The sequence below is a fragment of the Rhodococcus sp. ARP2 genome, assembly GCF_001029585.1.
Taxonomy (GTDB): domain Bacteria; phylum Actinomycetota; class Actinomycetes; order Mycobacteriales; family Mycobacteriaceae; genus Rhodococcus_F; species Rhodococcus_F erythropolis.
Genome location: NZ_LEKE01000002.1, coordinates 17,924 through 34,422, shown reverse-complemented (window position 1 = coordinate 34,422; position 16,499 = coordinate 17,924). Strand labels below are relative to the sequence as shown.

The 16,499-nt window shown below is 60.9% G+C and carries 14 protein-coding genes; 12 read left to right on the top strand and 2 right to left on the bottom strand.

Going from position 1 to position 16,499, the window contains the following annotated elements; translation table 11 throughout:
• The 4 genes from ABX74_RS01010 (at position 1) to ABX74_RS00995 (ending at position 5,471) form a co-directional block, all read left to right on the top strand.
• Positions 1–2,535 (top strand): ABC transporter permease, encoded by a 2,535-nt coding sequence (locus ABX74_RS01010; protein WP_047888037.1) that lies wholly within the window; start codon positions 1–3, stop codon positions 2,533–2,535.
• 67 nt (positions 2,536–2,602) lie between these two features.
• The gene (locus ABX74_RS01005) at positions 2,603–3,049 is read left to right on the top strand and encodes a hypothetical protein (protein WP_047888036.1); all 447 of its coding nucleotides are present in this window, start codon (positions 2,603–2,605) and stop codon (positions 3,047–3,049) included.
• A 107-nt stretch (positions 3,050–3,156) separates the two neighbouring features.
• On the top strand, positions 3,157–4,332 hold the full coding sequence (locus ABX74_RS01000) for an acyl-CoA dehydrogenase family protein (RefSeq protein ID WP_007736177.1): 1,176 nt from the start codon (positions 3,157–3,159) through the stop codon (positions 4,330–4,332).
• An 8-nt stretch (positions 4,333–4,340) separates the two neighbouring features.
• Positions 4,341–5,471 carry an acyl-CoA dehydrogenase family protein gene (locus tag ABX74_RS00995; protein WP_047888035.1) on the top strand — a complete coding sequence of 377 codons (1,131 nt, stop codon included), beginning with the start codon at positions 4,341–4,343 and terminating at the stop codon, positions 5,469–5,471.
• 57 nt (positions 5,472–5,528) lie between these two features.
• Here ABX74_RS00995 and ABX74_RS00990 read toward each other — a convergent pair whose 3' ends face one another.
• Together ABX74_RS00990 and ABX74_RS00985 are read right to left on the bottom strand one after the other, a co-directional pair.
• Positions 5,529–6,875, bottom strand: coding sequence for a DUF5691 domain-containing protein (locus tag ABX74_RS00990; RefSeq protein ID WP_047888034.1), 1,347 nt, complete (start codon positions 6,873–6,875; stop codon positions 5,529–5,531).
• Positions 6,876–6,929: 54 nt separating this feature from the next.
• A complete protein-coding gene (locus ABX74_RS00985) occupies positions 6,930–7,691 on the bottom strand; it encodes a GntR family transcriptional regulator (RefSeq protein ID WP_047888053.1) in 762 nt (253 codons plus the stop codon).
• Between the two features lie 202 nt (positions 7,692–7,893).
• Here ABX74_RS00985 and ABX74_RS00980 point away from each other — a divergent pair, with 202 nt between their 5' ends.
• Genes ABX74_RS00980 through ABX74_RS00945 form a run of 8 tightly spaced genes read left to right on the top strand, consistent with a single transcriptional unit; the run spans position 7,894 to position 16,479 of the window.
• Positions 7,894–8,652 carry an inositol monophosphatase family protein gene (locus ABX74_RS00980; protein ID WP_189637301.1) on the top strand — a complete coding sequence of 253 codons (759 nt, stop codon included), beginning with the start codon at positions 7,894–7,896 and terminating at the stop codon, positions 8,650–8,652.
• 11 nt (positions 8,653–8,663) lie between these two features.
• On the top strand, positions 8,664–8,942 hold the full coding sequence (locus ABX74_RS00975) for a hypothetical protein (RefSeq protein ID WP_047888033.1): 279 nt from the start codon (positions 8,664–8,666) through the stop codon (positions 8,940–8,942).
• Position 8,943: 1 nt separating this feature from the next.
• A complete protein-coding gene (locus ABX74_RS00970; RefSeq protein WP_047888032.1) occupies positions 8,944–10,485 on the top strand; it encodes a sodium:solute symporter in 1,542 nt (513 codons plus the stop codon).
• Positions 10,478–11,722: a M20 family metallo-hydrolase gene (locus ABX74_RS00965; protein ID WP_024488217.1), complete on the top strand. Its 1,245-nt coding sequence runs from the start codon at positions 10,478–10,480 to the stop codon at positions 11,720–11,722. Before ABX74_RS00970 ends, ABX74_RS00965 begins: the two co-directional genes overlap by 8 nt.
• Complete coding sequence (locus ABX74_RS00960) at positions 11,722–13,128, top strand: amidase (protein ID WP_047888031.1); 1,407 nt, start codon at positions 11,722–11,724, stop codon at positions 13,126–13,128. The genes ABX74_RS00965 and ABX74_RS00960 overlap by 1 nt, the downstream gene beginning before the upstream one ends.
• Entirely contained in the window at positions 13,125–14,081 is a 957-nt protein-coding gene (locus ABX74_RS00955; protein ID WP_047888030.1) for a phosphotransferase, read from the top strand. The genes ABX74_RS00960 and ABX74_RS00955 overlap by 4 nt, the downstream gene beginning before the upstream one ends.
• 13 nt (positions 14,082–14,094) lie before the next feature.
• Complete coding sequence (locus ABX74_RS00950) at positions 14,095–15,081, top strand: choline/ethanolamine kinase family protein (protein WP_047888051.1); 987 nt, start codon at positions 14,095–14,097, stop codon at positions 15,079–15,081.
• A gap of 48 nt (positions 15,082–15,129) precedes the next feature.
• Positions 15,130–16,479 (top strand): aspartate aminotransferase family protein, encoded by a 1,350-nt coding sequence (locus ABX74_RS00945; protein WP_047888029.1) that lies wholly within the window; start codon positions 15,130–15,132, stop codon positions 16,477–16,479.
• Positions 16,480–16,499 lie beyond the last annotated feature (20 nt).

Below are 16,499 nucleotides of genomic sequence, written 5' to 3'. Positions count from 1 at the left end.
ATGGCTTCGGTAAGCAACTCGCCGATGCGCAAGGTTTCCCTGCGCAACTTGGCGGCACACAAGGTGCGACTTGCGCTGACGGTTCTCTCCGTGGTGCTTGGCACGGCTTTTGTCGCGGGGTCGTTCGTTTTCACCGACACCCTCCAGAAGACTTTCGATTCGATCTTCGAGAACACCGCCCAGGGCGTCGACGTCCGGGTATCGATGGAAGAGCGCAACACCAGTGGTGTTCCGGTCGAGGATGTCGACAAACTTGCGGCGGTCGACGGCGTCCGAGCGGTAGCCCCGGCCGTCAGTGGACAGATCGTCCTGATCAACGCAGACGGCGGCGCTGTTCAGACCGGCGGCGCGCCGAGTATCGGGCAGTCCTACCTACCGCCGGGCCAGGCGATTGCCGAACCCGACACCTTCGTCGAGGGCGCGCCTCCGACGCAGACCGGTCAGGTCGCGCTGAACACCAGCGCCGCCGAGCGAGCCGGACTGAAGGTGGGGGACTCCGCCAAGGTTCTGGCACCGGCCCGCGGAATCGTGGACGTGACGTTGTCCGGCATCTACGAGGGGGCGGGCAGTGACACCGGCGGGTTCATCGGCGCGCTCTTCACCGACGAGCAGGCCCGTGGACTATTCACCGACGGCCAACACGTCGAGTACATCGACGTCGCGGGCGACGGGGTGTCGCAGACGGAACTACAGCAACGCGTCGAGCAGGTTTTCCCCGATCTCAAGGTGCAGACCGGCGACCAGGTTCGTGAGGAGACCAAGGCCGAGGTCGACTCGGCGCTGAGCTTCATCAACTACTTCCTGTTGGCGTTCGGCGCGATTGCTCTGCTCGTCGGAACGTTCATCATCTACAACACCTTCTCGATGATCGTGGCGCAGCGTCTTCGTGAGCTGGCGCTGCTGCGTGCGATCGGTGCGAGCCGAGCGCAGGTCGGCCGTTCGGTGGTCACCGAGGCGCTCGTGGTCGGACTCATCGGCAGCATCATCGGTCTGCTCGGCGGTATCGGTCTCGCCTACGGATTGCGCAGTCTGCTCAACACATTCGACGTCGGTCTGCCGGAAGGCCCGCTCCAGGTGGGTGCCCGCACGATCATCGTCGCGTTGGTAGTCGGCGTCGTCGTCACGACGCTCAGCGCTTACGCCCCGGCTCGTCGTGCGTCGAAAATCCCGCCGGTGGCGGCCATGCGTGAGGAGTTCGCCTCTACCGGTGACTCACTGCGAGTGCGGACGTTGATCGGTGCGATTCTCGGCGTGATCGGTGTGGCACTGCTCGTGTTCGGCTCTCGCGGAACCGGCGGCGGCGCGGCGCTGATCGTCGGGCTCGGTGCGTTCTCGTTGATCATCGCGGTTCTTCTCGGGGCTCCGGCGCTGTCGCGGCCGATCGTCGGCGCGCTCGGTGCCGTGTTCGCCAAGCCGTTCGGCGCCATCGGGCGATTGGCCCGTACCAATGCGGTGCGTAATCCTCGCCGTACGGCCGCAACGGCATTCGCGCTGACTCTCGGTCTGATGCTGGTGACGGTCATCGGAGTGTTCGGTTCCTCGGCCAAGGCGAGCATCAATGCTCTTGTGGACGTGGGTGTCTCGGCCGACTACATCCTGACCGGTCCCAACGCGATCGGTGTGCCGCGAGGTGCGGCCGACGCGGTCCGGCAGGTACCCGACGTACAGAGCGCGACGTCCTTGCACGGGGTGCGCGCGAAGGTCGACGGTGAGGACGAGCAGGGTGCTTCGTTCGACGGACCGATCGAAGGCGTGCTCGAGTACAAGATCCTCGAGGGCGCGGTCGATCTGACCGGCAACAACATGCTCGTCTCGAAGTCGACTGCGGATGACAAGGGCTGGACTGTCGGCTCGACCCAGACGTTGACCGGTCCTGGCGGCGTCGAGTACCAGACCGTTGTCGCGGGAGTGTTCGAGGACAACCAGTTGATCGGCTCGTGGATCGTCTCGGACGAGGCGTACCGGAAACTGATGCCGGCCGAGAGTCTCCCGGACTTCGTGGTGCTGGTGAAGGCGAAGCCTGGTGCGGATCTGACTACGCTGCGATCCGAGCTGGAAACGGCCACGGAGAAGTACGTCGTCGTCCAGGTGCAGGATCGTGAGGAGTTCAAGGGAACTCAGGGCCAGCAGATCAACACCTTGTTGGCGATCCTCTACGGACTGCTTGCACTCGCGGTCGTGATCGCAATCCTGGGCATCATCAACACCTTGGCGCTGTCGGTGGTCGAGCGGCGACGAGAAATCGGAATGCTGCGAGCTGTCGGCATGCAGCGCGGACAGATGCGACGCACGATCTACCTCGAGTCGGTGCTCATCGCGGTGTACGGCGCGGCGGTCGGAGTTGTTCTCGGCATCGCGTTCGGTTGGGCCTTCGTGAGCACTCTCGCGGATCAGGGCCTCGACAAGATCACGATCCCGTGGGGTCAGGTGGTCGGAATGCTGATCGGCTCGGGTGTGGTCGGTGTCTTGGCGGCGCTGTGGCCGGCCAACCGAGCGGCCAAGACGAAGCCGCTGGAGGCGATTGCAGACATGTAGGGCCTTCGGCCCCGTGCGCACTTTTGGTAGCGGAAGCAGCCGAAAGTGCGCACGGTACCGTTGCCACATGAGCACCCTTCAAGAAGTCGGCGAACGTGAATCCTGGCGCTGCTGGCTGTGTGACGAACCGGTCGATCGCGATATGTCCGTCAATGATCCGCGCGGCCCGAGTATCGACAGCATCAACACCGCAAAAAAGGGTGGCAAGACCAAAGGTGGCGTCGAACGCTTGGCGCACCGCGCATGCAACACCAAGAAGGGTGCGGTCAAACCTGTTGTGGAATGGCCGGATCGGCTGTTCGTCGTGGATCCCGCCCCGATCATCGGGGTCGTCGAGCAACTCGAGCGCAAGGGTGGCCGCGTCGCCGTCGCTCGCTGTCCCGGCAAGGACGACGCCCAGGAAGCGTCGGACTGGCTGATCGACCGGTTGTCACGTTTGGCTCCGTCGCTGAACGTGGAAACGAGCATCGACGCCGCGGGCGGGGGTTACCTGTTGGTCCTCAAAACCGTGTAGTAGCTCGGTTCCGAGTGCCGTCTTTCGCGGTACCTGTTCCGCCTCCATGGTCGTCGGGGTACGGTCGAACCGAACATGAATCCGGTTTCGAGTGCGAAGGAATCCCGATGAACCTGGCATTGACCGACGAGGAACTAGCGTTCCGCGACGAGATGCGGACGTTCTTCCGTACGCAAATCCCCGCGGACATCAGGGAGGCGTACGCCCACGGCGAGGAGTTGGGGCGCGACCGTATGGTCGAGGCGCAGCAGATCCTCAATGCTCACGGTCTGGCGGTACCGCACTGGCCGGTCGAGTGGGGCGGCAAGGACTGGACCCCGGTCCAGCACAACATCTGGCTCGACGAACTTCAGCTTGCGTCGGTCCCCGAACCGTTGGCGTTCAACGCCAACATGGTCGGTCCGGTCATCGCAGCCTTCGGCTCGCAGGAGCAGAAGGAGAAGTTCCTTCCCGCGACCGCGAACCTCGACATCTGGTGGTGCCAGGGATTCTCCGAACCCGAGGCCGGCTCCGACCTCGCTTCGCTCAAGACCCGCGCGGTCCGCGACGGCGACGACTGGGTCATCAACGGTCAGAAGACCTGGACGACGCTGGGACAGTACGCCGACTGGATCTTCTGCCTCGTGCGTACCAATCCCGATGCGCCCAAGCGCCAGGCAGGTATCTCGTTCATTCTGGTCGACCTGAAGACGCCTGGAGTCACGGTCCGCCCGATCAAGCTGATCGACGGCGGCTACGAGGTTAACGAAGTGTTCTTCGAGGACGTCCGCGTTCCGGGAGAGAACCTGGTCGGTGAAGAGAACCAGGGCTGGGGCTACGCCAAGTTCCTGCTCGGCAACGAGCGCACCGGTGTCACCCGCGTCGGTTTCTCGAAGGTTCGTCTGGCCCAGGCCAAGGCACGCGCTGCCGAGGTCAAGGTCGGTAACGGGACCCTGCTCGAAGATCCGCTCTTCGCTGCTCGCCTCGCCGAACTCGAAAACGAATTGCTTGCCCTCGAGCTCACTCAGCTCCGGGTGGTCGCCAGTTCCGCTGACGGCCAGCCGAACCCGGCGTCGTCGCTGCTCAAGCTTCGTGGCTCCGAATTGCAGCAGGCGAGCGTCGAATTGCTGATGGACGTGGCCGGCCCTGATTCACTGCCGTACGACGCGGGCAGCGACATCGCCTCCGCGAGCTGGGCGCAGCACACTGCCCCGACGTACCTGAACTACCGCAAGGTATCCATCTACAGCGGATCGAGCGAAGTGCAGCGCAGCATCATCGCCTCCTCGATCCTCGGATTGTGAGGCGTGGCATGGACTTCGAACTGAACGACGAGCAGAAGCTTCTCCGCGACACCACCAAGGACCTCCTCTCGCGTAGCTACGACGCCGAAAAGCGCAACGCGATCATCGACTCCGATCCAGGGTGGAGTCCGCAGGTCTGGAAGCAGTTGGCCGAGGTCGGCTTGCTCGGCCTGACGTTCTCCGAGGACGACGGCGGCATGGACGCGGGCCCGGTGGAAATCGGTGCGGTCATGACCGAGATCGGTCGACGCTTGGCCCCCGAACCGTTACTCGACGCGGTCGTGACGCCGGGCGGGCTCATCTCCGAAGGCGCCAGCGCAGAGCAGCGCTCGTCGATTCTTCCCGGAGTGGCCGAGGGCACCACGTTCCTCGCGTTCGCCGATCAGGAACCCGGAATCCGTTGGCCGGCAACCGAACGGGCCACCGCGGCGGCGCAGGTCGAGGGCGGCTGGACCATCACCGGTATCAAGAATCCCGTTGGCCACGGCGCGACTGCAGACATCTTGGTCGTGAGCGCTGCGCTCCCTGGCGGTGGCGTCGGACTGTTCCTCGTCAAGAGCGATGCCTCCGGCCTGGTACGCAAGTCCTACGCCACTCACGAAGGGTTGCGCGGTGCGCAGATCGAGTTCACCGATACTCCGGCCGAAGCACTCGGTGACGGCGGTGACGCTTCTGCTCTGATCCAGGCCGCGCAGATCCGTGAGCAGGCCGCGCTGTGTGCCGAGGCTGTCGGAGCGATGGAAGAGGCGCTACGCCTGACCACCGAATACCTCAAGACGCGTAAGCAATTCGGAGTTCCGCTCGCGAAGTTCCAGACGCTGACGCACCGCGCCGCCGACCTGTACGTCTCGCTCGAGTTGGCACGCAGCATGAGTCTGTACGCAACGATGTCCCTTGCCGACGGCGTCGTCGATCCGGTGATCGCTTCGCGGGTGAAGTTGCAGATCGGGCGTTCGGCTCGGCTCATCGGCCAGGAAGCGATCCAGATGCACGGTGGTATCGGTATGACCGCGGAGTACCCGGTGGGTCACTACGTGAGCCGACTCGTCGCCATCGAGCACACCCTCGGCAGCACCGAAGACCATCTCCGGGTGTTGGCCGCCGGCGTGGCTGATCACGAGATGGTCAGCGTCGTCTGATCTTTCACGATCAACCGAAGGGTCGCATTCCGTTCGCGGAGTGCGACCCTTCGTCGTTCAGCGGTGAGAGCGTAAGACGTCCAAGCGGAGTCGACGCTGCTCGATGTTGACCGCACTGTCGGTGAACGCTTGTTGCCAGCCGGGGTCGCTCGTTCTGGACGCGGCGCTGCGGAGCAGTGGTATCGCCTCGAAAGGGAAGCGCGCCTGCACGCTTCGCAGAGTGGAAAAGTGACTGTGTCGCGAGTGAATGCCCAAGTCCTCACCCGTCGCAGCATGCTCCATCGCTTCGTTCTCCAAGGCGTTCAACAACTTTTCGGCGACGGCCAGGGGCCATGGACGGTCGATGCCGTCGAGTAGTGCGCTGCCGTCGACGCCCAAAAGGTATTCGTCCGCGTGGCCGGCAACGATGTATTCGACGCGCTCGCGTGGGTCCGCGATGGCGACGATTCTCCGGTCGGTCGTGCGCCCGTCCCGCTCCAGAAATGCCGATGCCCACGCTGTGTTCTTCTGAAGAACTGTTGCAGCAGTCCATGATTCGATCATCACGGTGCGCCATTGCTTCTCGATGGGGATGGTGAGGGCCTCGCGTGGCGAACCGGCCATCGATTCCCACAGCGTCAGTGGAGTGGCGGTCACGACTTGCCGTAACCACCAGCGCCGGATGCCTTTGTTCTTGTAGTGGACGTCTTCGATGCCGTCACGAAATGCGAGGTCGTCGAGCGAGCCTGGCAACCGGACGGCAAGGCGCGGTCGCAACGGCTTCGTCTCGAGCCGGACCCACGACTTAGCCCGAGTGACCATGCGAGAGGCAAAAGGAGATCGGGGGAGTTGCCGTAGTAGTTGAATTGCACGCTCACGAACCCGCACGGCTGGATCGTCGAGTGCACGCTCGAGGAGGGTGTGATCGTGTTCACCCAGTCCGACCTCGAGGTGATCGAGGAAGTGCAGGCGGTTTGCGGTGGGCTCGTCGTCCCAGGCGATCTCGAGCTCCTCGCTCGCCAGTTCCGGGTCGACCGTACGTATGTAATCGAACCAGGCCGTACGGTCGTTCGGATCGGGCGATAGCCACAGTTCGTCCCGGCGTGACCCGATCCGCCGCAATTGGGCCCAATCGGGATTCTGCTCCGCCAGGTACTGCCCGCGTCGACCGGCGAGGCGAAGGAGCGCCTCGCGGTGCTCGGGATACTTCAGCGCGGCTTCCATGAAGAGCGGAACACTGGCCGCGGGCGCGAGGAATCCGCGTTGGTCGGCCATCGCGAACCATTCCGCGAGAGTCCAGGAACGTACCTGCAACAACGACTGGAGTTGTTCGATCGCGAGATCGGGAAGTAGTGGTTGAACCGCTGGAGGAGTCCGCGGTGCGCGCGAGTGACCTGCTTGCGCGTCTGATCGCAGGGAGGTCACCCGCCTACGGTATGGCAGAGGTGCGTCGACTTCGGGAGCAGGGTCTGCCCGGGCTCACACGCGGTGTCCAGGCCGCGTACTCACACTCAGCCGTGTTCGGTCGGCACGGAACAGGTCTACCGAGTACTCGACGGGACGTTCGTGCTGGTCGTAACCGATTCGTTCCAGCTTGAGAACCGGGGCCGGCATCGGTTGTCCGAGAAGCATCGATACTGAGGAGCTGACCTCTGCCAGTTCGATGGATTCATCGGTGGCCGAGATGTCGATTCCGAATTTACAGCGCAGGGCTTCGTAGACAGAGTCCATGTGCGTTCGGAGCAGATCGCGGCAACCGGGATCGCCGAGATACATCCGTTCCAGAGACAATGTGTCGCCGTCGGCAAATCGTAAGCGCAACAAGGAAATCACATCGCGGTCCGGCGAAACTCCGAGTACCTGAGCGGCTCGCGGGCTGGGCCGCTCCATACGTGCTGACAGCACCCTCGTGCCATCTTGGAATCCTTGTTCCTGAAGCATTTGCGGAACGCCCATGACTGTATTCAGATTTCGGGACAGGCGTCGGCTCGCACACAGGGACCGTGCGTCTTCCGGGGTGGGGGTGACCGCATGGACGTTTGTGAGAAAGGCACCGCCTGCGCGCCCTTTGACCCGATGTACCAATCCGTCACGTTCCAGCGCATCGAGTGCGCTGCGCACTGTCGTGCGAGATGTTCCCAGTCGTGCTGCCAGTTCGCGCTCGGGCGGGAATTTCCCCACTGAGCGACCTTCGAGTTCCTGAGCGAGCCGCAACAGCGCAGATCGAGTCTGCTCCATCATCGACATATGGCGTGACCTCGCAATACGGCAGTTCGTTGAACCCTCAAACTAGTGAGGCACTTGATCCATCACAACACGAAGTGTGATCTGTAACACGCCGTTAACAATTGGTGAGAGAACCAGAAATGGTCTAGCCCGAATCTCTGAGGAGTCCGAAGTCGTCGCTTTCGGACTCCTATTCAGGGAATGGAGGGCACCAGCAGTGAATCGAATCCTTTCGACCCGTGCCGAGATCGCGTTGGCGATCACTCGAGAAGCAGGAGATCTCGCCAGGCACTGGTTCGACAAGTCGACGCTTCGGGTCGACACGAAGTCGGACGGATCGCCCGTCACACAGGCGGATCAAGAGATCGAACAGATGATTCGCAACGCTCTGTCCGAGAACTTTCCCGACGACGGGATCATGGGAGAAGAGTTCGACGACATTGAGGGTTCGAGCGGTAATCGGTGGATCATCGACCCGATCGACGGAACGAAGTCGTTTGTCCACTCGGTGCCGCTCTATGCGAACCTTCTCGCGTACGAAGAGGCCGGTGAAATCACGTTCGGGGCGATCAATCTGCCTAGTGCCGGCGTGCTCGTGTCAGCGGAAAAAGGCGGTGGATGCTGGAGAAACGACGAGCCTGCCGCTGTCTCCGACCGGACAGATCTCGACGGCGCATATCTGATGGCCACGTGGCTCGAGGACTGGAAGCCGGATACGATCCGCGATCTCAACTCGCGAGGCGTCATTCTCCGCACCTGGGGCGACGCGTACGGCTATGCAATGGTCGCCTGCGGGCACGCCGATGCGATCGTCGACTACACGACCAAGGCTTACGACCTCGCGCCGATGCCGGTGATCATCGAAGAGGCGGGTGGTCGTTTCTCGAGTCTTGACGGTCGACGGAACTTTGACTGTGGCAACGGAATTGCATCAAACGGTCATCTGCACGACCCTATTCGCCAGCTCGTCAACTGAGGGAAGGTCCGATGAAGGATTTCATCCGCGGGCTCAGTCACCGAATGATCATGGTGTTCTTCGGGTCCGTTTACGGTATTGCGCTGCTGTTTGCACTTTTCCCGCCCCTTTATCTCTGGGGCAGTGGAGTTTCGACGCTGGTGTTCGGAATCCCGTTCAGCATCATGTACTGGATTCTCGACGCGCTGGTTCTGGGGTTGGGACTGTGGGGCCTGTACCTGGTCGAAGACCTCCGCGGTGAACTTGACGAAGAGCTGGCACTCACGCCGGCCGGTCCGAATGGAGAATGACATGGCGATCATGCTCGGAATGCTGGCGTTGTTCTATGCCGGAGTGCTCTTCATTCTCTATGCGACCCAACAGAAAACGAAACCGACGTTCGAGGAGTACTCGGTCGGTGGTCGTAGCTACGGTCCCTGGTACGTGGCGATGTGCTACGTGAATTCCTGGTGGCCTGGCGCGGTGTTCATCGCATTCTTCGGGATGGCCGCGGGTGCAGGAGTTTTCGGATTTTACGGCCTTGCCTACTCCAGTCTCGGTGTCGCGATGATGTACTTCATGGCGACCAGAGCATGGCGGTGGGGCGCTCGATACAATCTTCGATCACAGCCGGATCTTCTTGGTTTGCGGTTCAATTCACGATCCGTGAAGATGATCGCCAGTCTTATCGGAATCGTCTCGGTATTCCCGTGGGTGGTTCTCGGAATGCAGGCGTTGGGGGAGGTATTTCAATACGCGAGTGAGGGTCGATGGTCGGTGACCACCTGCCTGCTTGTCGGATTGGCGCTGATCCTGATCCGTCAGTACTGGACAGTGAAGATGGGTATGCGTGGGTTGATCATGACCGATGCGTTCCAGGGGATCGTCGCATATGTGATTGCAGCACTTGTCTGTCTAGTTCTTTTGTCCGGTGTCGCCGGCGGCCCGATCAGTATGAGTGCGCTGGCGCAGGTCCCGATCGAATTTCTGCGGGTACCTGGCGACGGCGATGCTTATGGGCCGTTCTATCTCTTCAGTCTGATCTTTACCGGCGTAGTCGGATCGCTGTGCTGGCCGATGAGTTTCCAACGGATCTACTCGGCTTCGGGAGTCCGTGCAGTGAAGGCGGGGACTATCCGTACCGTGCTGATTTCGAGTGTGTTTTACACGCTGTTGATGCTGTTGGGTATCGCAGCGTCCCAGATGCCGGAAGTTATCGCCAACCCTCAGGCCGCGTGGTTCACGATCATGGAGTCGTACGGGGGAACGTGGCTCCTAGGCCTGGGCGTGACAATGGTGTTTGCGGCGTCCATGGGGCACATCGATGGAAGCGTTCAGGTGTGCGGTCTGCAAATTGCGAACGATCTCGTCAACTCGGACAAACGCAATCTGTCCGACTCCGCGCTGACCGTTGTCGCCAAAGTCAGCATGGTGGGCTTCATGGCGCTGGCAGGGGTAGTTGCCTACGCGACGTATGACATGACGCGGTTGCAACTCCTCGCACAAATCTCGTATCAAGGCGTTGTCCAATTGGCCGTACCGCTGTTCTTCGGAATCTTCTGGCGCGGTGGCAATAAATACGGCGCAATCTCGGGAATGCTCTCCGGTTTCGGTATCGCGCTGGTGTTGACCTTCATCTACCCGGATGACATTGCGGGACTCGGCTCATTGACCGGCGGTGTGGTCGGAATGGCTGTCAACCTCGTAGTTTTCCTAGTGGTCTCTGCTCTGACCGGAATCTCGAATGCCGAGCGAATTCGGGTAGGCGAGATGTTCGATATCGCTGCACGTTCGGTAGTGCCGAATCAAGCCTCGGCGGTGGAGGATTCGTCGGTGAGGGTATCGAATGTCTGAATTCCTCGCAGACTTCGACACGATGTCGGGATTCGGTGCTACCGCGAACGGTGGAGTCGAGCGTCAAGCTGGTAGCGAAGCAGACGGACTGACCAGGGACTGGTTCCGTATGTGGTTGACGAAGAACGGTTTCCGCTGCCGAGTAGATGCCGTGGGCAACCTGTTCGGTTCCTTGGAATGGATAGAGGGGGCTCCCCACGTGTTGGTTGGCTCGCATCTCGACAGCCAGCCGAAGGCAGGCCGCTTCGACGGGGCCTACGGCGTTCTCGCCGGGGCGCATGCGGCGACCACTGTTGCTGAACGAGTAGCCGCTGGAAAGATCAGACCCGCATTCAACCTCACAGTTGTCGACTGGTTCAACGAGGAAGGATGTAGGTTCAGCCCTAGTCTGATGGGTAGTGGAGTTTTCACGGGGAAGTTCACTGCGGAGAAGATCCTCGACGTCGTCGATGCTGACGGATGTACAGTCCGCACCGCACTGCGGAACATCGGCTATCTCGGTGCGGACGAGCCACCGATGTGCAAGGCGTACGTGGAAATCCATATCGAGCAAGGTCGGGTTCTCGAAGACGAAGAGATCTCGATCGGCGTGGTCACGGCCAACTGGGCGGTGCGCAAGTATCGCGTTCGAATTCGTGGTGAACAGGCACACACCGGGGCCACGCTGATCGAAGACCGCCGAGACGCCCTCCTCGGCGCAGCGCAGATGATCGTGGCGACTCGTGAGGTGGCGTCGGCGTTCCCTCCAGGAGTTGTTCTCACGTCGATCAGCAAATTGACAGTCGAGCCGAACTCGCCCGTAGTGGTGGCGTCCGACGTAGTCATGGCAGTTGACATCCGGTCAAGTGATGAAACAACTCTTGCCAAGGCTCATGAGCTGTTTCTCCAGGCGAGAACCGATATCGAAGCCCGCGGCGAAGTCTCCGTCGACGTCGAGTCTGGCTCGCTGCGCCCCAGCACGCCTTACCATCGCGCCGGTATCGAGTTGTCCGAATCGATTGCCGACGGATTGGGTCTGAGCGCCCGGAGAATGCTCACCAGAGCGGGGCACGATTCGATCAATCTCAAAGACTTGATGCCGACGGTGATGTTGTTCGTGCCGAGCGTCGGCGGCGTCTCGCATTCGGAGATCGAATACACCGAACCCGAAGATCTGTTGGCTGGGCTGAACGTGTTGACGGGTGTACTCGAACGGCTTGTAGTAGAAGGATTGTCGTCGGAACAGGAGCAGTCGTGATGGACAAGGTACTTCCTCAGAACATGTCGTCCCTCGTCGAGGGGTACCGAACAGGTGAGTTCACACCCCTGGATGCATTGGGCGCGACCCTCGAGTTGGTCGATGCCGTGAATCCGTCGATCAACGCAATGGCAATGGTCGATGCAGATGGCGCACGGGCCGCGGCGGCAGAATCGACGTCGCGATGGGCTAGCGGCAACGCGTTGAGCAGTCTCGATGGAGTTCCGGTCACCATCAAGGACAGTGTGAATGCTGTCGGCATGCCGTGGCGTCACGGGAGCGCCGCTCACACGAATGTTCCTGATGCAGAAGTTGATTCACCGCCTGCGGCGCGATTGAAGGAGGCAGGTGCCGTCATCGTGGGCAAGACGACGATGCCGGACTTCGGCATGATGGCTGCCGGAGTCAGTTCGCTGTACGGCATCGTGCGCAATCCTTGGGACCTCTCCCGCAATACGGGCGGGTCGAGCGCGGGAGCGGGTGCGAGCCTTGCGGCCGGCATCGGCTACGCCGCTGTCGGGACGGATATCGCGGGTTCGGTGCGTCTGCCAGCCGGACACTGTGGCTTGGTTGCGCTCAAACCGACTCAGGGGAGGATTCCGCATCTACCGTCTTCGATGATGCGCTCACCTGGTCCGATGGCCAGGACAGTTGATGAGGCCATCGCCATGTACCGGGCTATTGCGCGCCCTGACCGCCGTGACGCGTGGTCGCTCCCAGCGGAATCCATTGAGGAATCACAGTGGGAGGCAGACGTACGAGGACTGAGAATCGGGGTGATGACCGACATGGGATATGGATACGAAGCAGACGCTGCGGTTGTGGCAGTGGTAGACGCCGCGGCGCAGGTATTTGCCGTTGCGGGGGCAAAGGTGACGAGGGTGACCCCGCCGTTCGATTCCGATCCATACGCACCATTGGATCGCTTGTTCCAAGTGCGCGCCCGGGCGGAGTGGGAGTCGATACCTGAGGAACGACGAGGGGAGGTGATCGGTGCAGTATCCGCGTGGGCCGAACCTGCGTCCTTCGCGAGCGCTACCGATTATTCACGCGATCTGGAGGCGGTCAATGCGGCGCAGATGCGGATCCAACGGCATCTCGAACCGTATGACTTCGTGATCAGTCCGGTAATCCCCGTGGTGGGTTTCGCCGCTGATACGGTCGGCCTCGACCCTGAACGGCCCTTGGCACATTGCAGTTTCACCGCGTGGTTCAATCAGACTGGGCAACCAGCGTCGACGCTGTGTTTCGGAATGCTTGAAGGGTGTCCGGTAGGAGTGCAGATCGTCGGGTCTCGATTTGCGGATACAGATGTTCTCGCGATGACTAAATGGCTCGAGGACAGACGACGATTCGATATGAATTGGCCCGATCTTGCGCTCGGTGTGTCGGGAGGTGCCCGATGATCGACACGAAACAGCTTGTTCGGCAAGAATTGTCGGTAGGCGGACTCTTTCTCGACACTCACGTGGCTCTGGACGCGGGATCGCCTGTGATGGCGAGTCCGAGTTGGTGGGGCGCGGATTCAGCTCATTGGATCGTCGAGGGCGCGGCGCCGAACTCGGGTGGCGACGATCGGGTCTTCGTCAAAGTAATGCAAGAGCATTCGCTCGACTACGTTGACGTCGGAGCCTCATTCCAGGCCGCCATCTCGGCCGGGCTCGCGGGTATCGGACCTCGTGTCCGTCACTCGAATGCGGCAACGGGAGTGCTGGTGATGGACGATCTGGGGCAGGCGGCATCGACGGCAACGCTTGATCTCTTCGATGACCCGAAGGCGATCGAACGTCTGGTGGAGTTACGGCGGGCCGTCCACACATTGCCTCCATTTGCGCGCACAGCAACGGTCTTCGACGATCTTGATGCCGCACTGCTCATCGCGCAGCGCGCTGGCTCATCACTGCCGAATGACCTCGATTGGATGCTTCGGACCTTGGAACCCGCCAGATCGCGAATAGCGAGTCGCGGATTCGATGCAGTTCCGTGCCACGGCGACGGCAATGTTTCGAATGTGATGGTCATGAAAAACGATGCATCGTTGAGATTGGTTGACTGGGATTGTGCGGCGATGATGGATCCGTTACAGGAACTCGGCGTCATGCTCGCGGAACTGACCCCGTCAGATTTCGACGCGCGCCCTGTTTTTGAATTGTATTGGGGAGATTGGGATTCAAGCCTGTTTGATCGCAGTCGAGTCTACGGAATCGCAGACTCGGTGAAGTGGGGTCTGATCGGTTCCTACGTCGACGCACTTCGACCCGGAACCTTGGAGTACTCGAAGTTCGCAGATTGGCAGTTCCTACGCGCGCGAATCGGCTTGCGCGATCCGCATTTCGACGACCGAGTCCGCAACCTGTGAGGCAAGGATGACCATGACCGAGAACACTCAGCAACCTGACCTTGCGCACTGCGCAGCCGACGAGCGTGTATGTGGTACTGCTCGAACGGATTTCGAGAGGGGTGTCGAAGAAGCCTTGGCGTCGATCTCCGACTGGCGCGGACGGGAGATCCGGTACTCGCCGGTGCACGGTGGCCTTCAGAACAGCAATTGGCGAATCACTGTCGGGGGAATCGACCGCCGGTACTTCTTGAAAATTCCCGGTGCCGGAAGTGAGTCGTTTGTCGATCGCGTTGCGGCGAATGAGGCCGCGATGCTGGCGGGTTCGCTGGGAATAGCTCCGGAGATGATTCTGTTCGATCGTCGAACGGGAATCGAGGTGATCGAGTACATGGAAGGGTATCGCGGCTGCACCAACGGAGATCTCAAGCGTTCGGAGGTCGCGTTGCAGATCGTCGACCTGTATCGGACGCTGCACTCGGCCCCGCTGATGTCCCTGACGAAGACGATTTTCGACATGATCGACGAGCATCTCGATCAGGCGCGCGAACACGGTGTGATGCTTCCTCGGGACTTCGCCCTGATCGAGCGTGAGTATCACACCGCAAAGTCTGCCTTGTTGGCTTCCGGTCTGGATCTGGTTCCGTGCCATAACGATCCGATGCCAGGAAACTTCTTGTATTCGGACGGTCAGCCGCTCAAACTTGTCGACTACGAGTTCGCCGCCAACAATGACAGAGCCTATGAGTTGGCGATCTTCGTGACCGAAATGTTCTTCGACGAGCGGCGAACGCTGGAACTGATCGAAGCCTTCTACGGGAGTAAAGACTGGTCGGTCGTGTCACGTGTTCATTTGTTCGGGGCGTTGGCAGACGTCAAGTGGGGACTGTGGGGGTGCATCAACAATCGACTCAATTCCGGTTGGGACTTCGACTATCACAAGTACGGAGTGTGGAAGCTGATGCGCGCCCGGGCAAAGATGTCCGATCCACGATGGGCCTTGTGGCTTGCCTCGGTCTGAACGGTGCAGTTGGACAGTCTATTTCGTATACACACTTCGGAGGATTTGATGACGGCTCACTTTCAGGATGCGAGCACATCGCGTGTCTCGCCACTCGACGTGAACGGCTACGTGCCCGCGAACGCTCCAGGACTCGATGCGCGAACTCGAAATCTGATCAAACGTAGGGCCGACGTTCTCGGTCCGGCATCGCCGTTGATGTATCGAAACCCAGTGGAAATTGTTCGGGCGCAGGGTCTTCGACTTCACGATCGCGACGGCACCACGTATCTCGACATGTACAACAATGTAGCGAGCGTCGGACACGCGCACCCCAAAGTCGTTGACGCTGTGCGTAGACAGATTGCCGAATTGAACACTCACACCCGTTATCTGAACGAGGCGCTAGTCGAGTACGCAGAAGATTTGGTCTCCACGTTCCCGAATCGGCTCTCCACTGTGATGTTCACGTGTACGGGTTCGGAGGCCAACGATCTCGCCTTGCGAATTGCGCGGGAAGCAACGGGGAAGACTGGTGTCATCGTCACCGAAAATGCCTATCACGGCGGCACGATCAATATTGCCGCGTGCTCGCCATCAATGGGTTCTGCTGCCTTTGGCGATGCGCAGTGGGTACGCGTCGTGCCGTTGCCGGACGCACGCATTGTCGAAGAGGCGGACCGAGAATCCTGGTTTGCAGATCGCGTTCAGGAATGCATCGACGGACTGAACCGCGATGGCATCGGACTGGCGGCACTACTTGTCGACACGATCTTTGCTTCCGACGGAGTACTGACCGACTCGTTCCTCGCGACGGCTGTCGATCGGGTTCGCCGGGCTGGTGGCTTGCTTATCGCAGATGAGGTTCAGCCTGGCTTCGGTCGGCTGGGGTCCAGTCTGTGGGGGTTTACGCGGCACGGAGTGGACGCAGATCTGGTCACTCTCGGGAAACCGATGGCCGGCGGGGTACCTCTCGCCGGAGTGGTACTCGGAGACAACTTGGTTGGGCTGACCGCGGGCGAGCTCCGGTACTTCAACACGTTCGGCGGCAATGCGGTGTCGATTGCTGCGGCGCAGGCGGTGCTCGATGTGATTCGGGAAGAAGAGCTGATGGAGAACGCCGCAGTGATGGGAGATCGACTAGCAGATGGCCTGCGCACGTCCGTCCACCGCAACCCGAGCGTGGGTGCGATTCGCGGCGCAGGGTTGTTTGTCGGGGTGGATGTGGTCGACGCGGACTCGGGTGAGCCGGACCCGTCCGGTGCACTCGACATTGTCAACGGATTACGTGCGCACGGAGTGTTGATATCGGCGACGGGTAAGCACGGCAATGTACTGAAGATTCGACCACCGCTCCCCATATCCGCCTCGGATGTGGACGAGTTCCTGACTCGGTTCGAGATCGTGATGGCGGCTTAGCGAAGCTTGATGGCTGCGTA

Coding starts and splice junctions, on each gene's coding strand:
- ABX74_RS01010 (WP_047888037.1), top strand. CDS start 1: ATGGCTTCGGTAAGCAACTCGCCGATGCGCAAGGTTTCCCTGCGCAAC.
- ABX74_RS01005 (WP_047888036.1), top strand. CDS start 2,603: ATGAGCACCCTTCAAGAAGTCGGCGAACGTGAATCCTGGCGCTGCTGG.
- ABX74_RS01000 (WP_007736177.1), top strand. CDS start 3,157: ATGAACCTGGCATTGACCGACGAGGAACTAGCGTTCCGCGACGAGATG.
- ABX74_RS00995 (WP_047888035.1), top strand. CDS start 4,341: ATGGACTTCGAACTGAACGACGAGCAGAAGCTTCTCCGCGACACCACC.
- ABX74_RS00985 (WP_047888053.1), bottom strand. CDS start 7,691: ATGATGGAGCAGACTCGATCTGCGCTGTTGCGGCTCGCTCAGGAACTC.
- ABX74_RS00975 (WP_047888033.1), top strand. CDS start 8,664: ATGAAGGATTTCATCCGCGGGCTCAGTCACCGAATGATCATGGTGTTC.
- ABX74_RS00970 (WP_047888032.1), top strand. CDS start 8,944: ATGGCGATCATGCTCGGAATGCTGGCGTTGTTCTATGCCGGAGTGCTC.
- ABX74_RS00965 (WP_024488217.1), top strand. CDS start 10,478: ATGTCTGAATTCCTCGCAGACTTCGACACGATGTCGGGATTCGGTGCT.
- ABX74_RS00960 (WP_047888031.1), top strand. CDS start 11,722: ATGGACAAGGTACTTCCTCAGAACATGTCGTCCCTCGTCGAGGGGTAC.
- ABX74_RS00955 (WP_047888030.1), top strand. CDS start 13,125: ATGATCGACACGAAACAGCTTGTTCGGCAAGAATTGTCGGTAGGCGGA.
- ABX74_RS00950 (WP_047888051.1), top strand. CDS start 14,095: ATGACCGAGAACACTCAGCAACCTGACCTTGCGCACTGCGCAGCCGAC.
- ABX74_RS00945 (WP_047888029.1), top strand. CDS start 15,130: ATGACGGCTCACTTTCAGGATGCGAGCACATCGCGTGTCTCGCCACTC.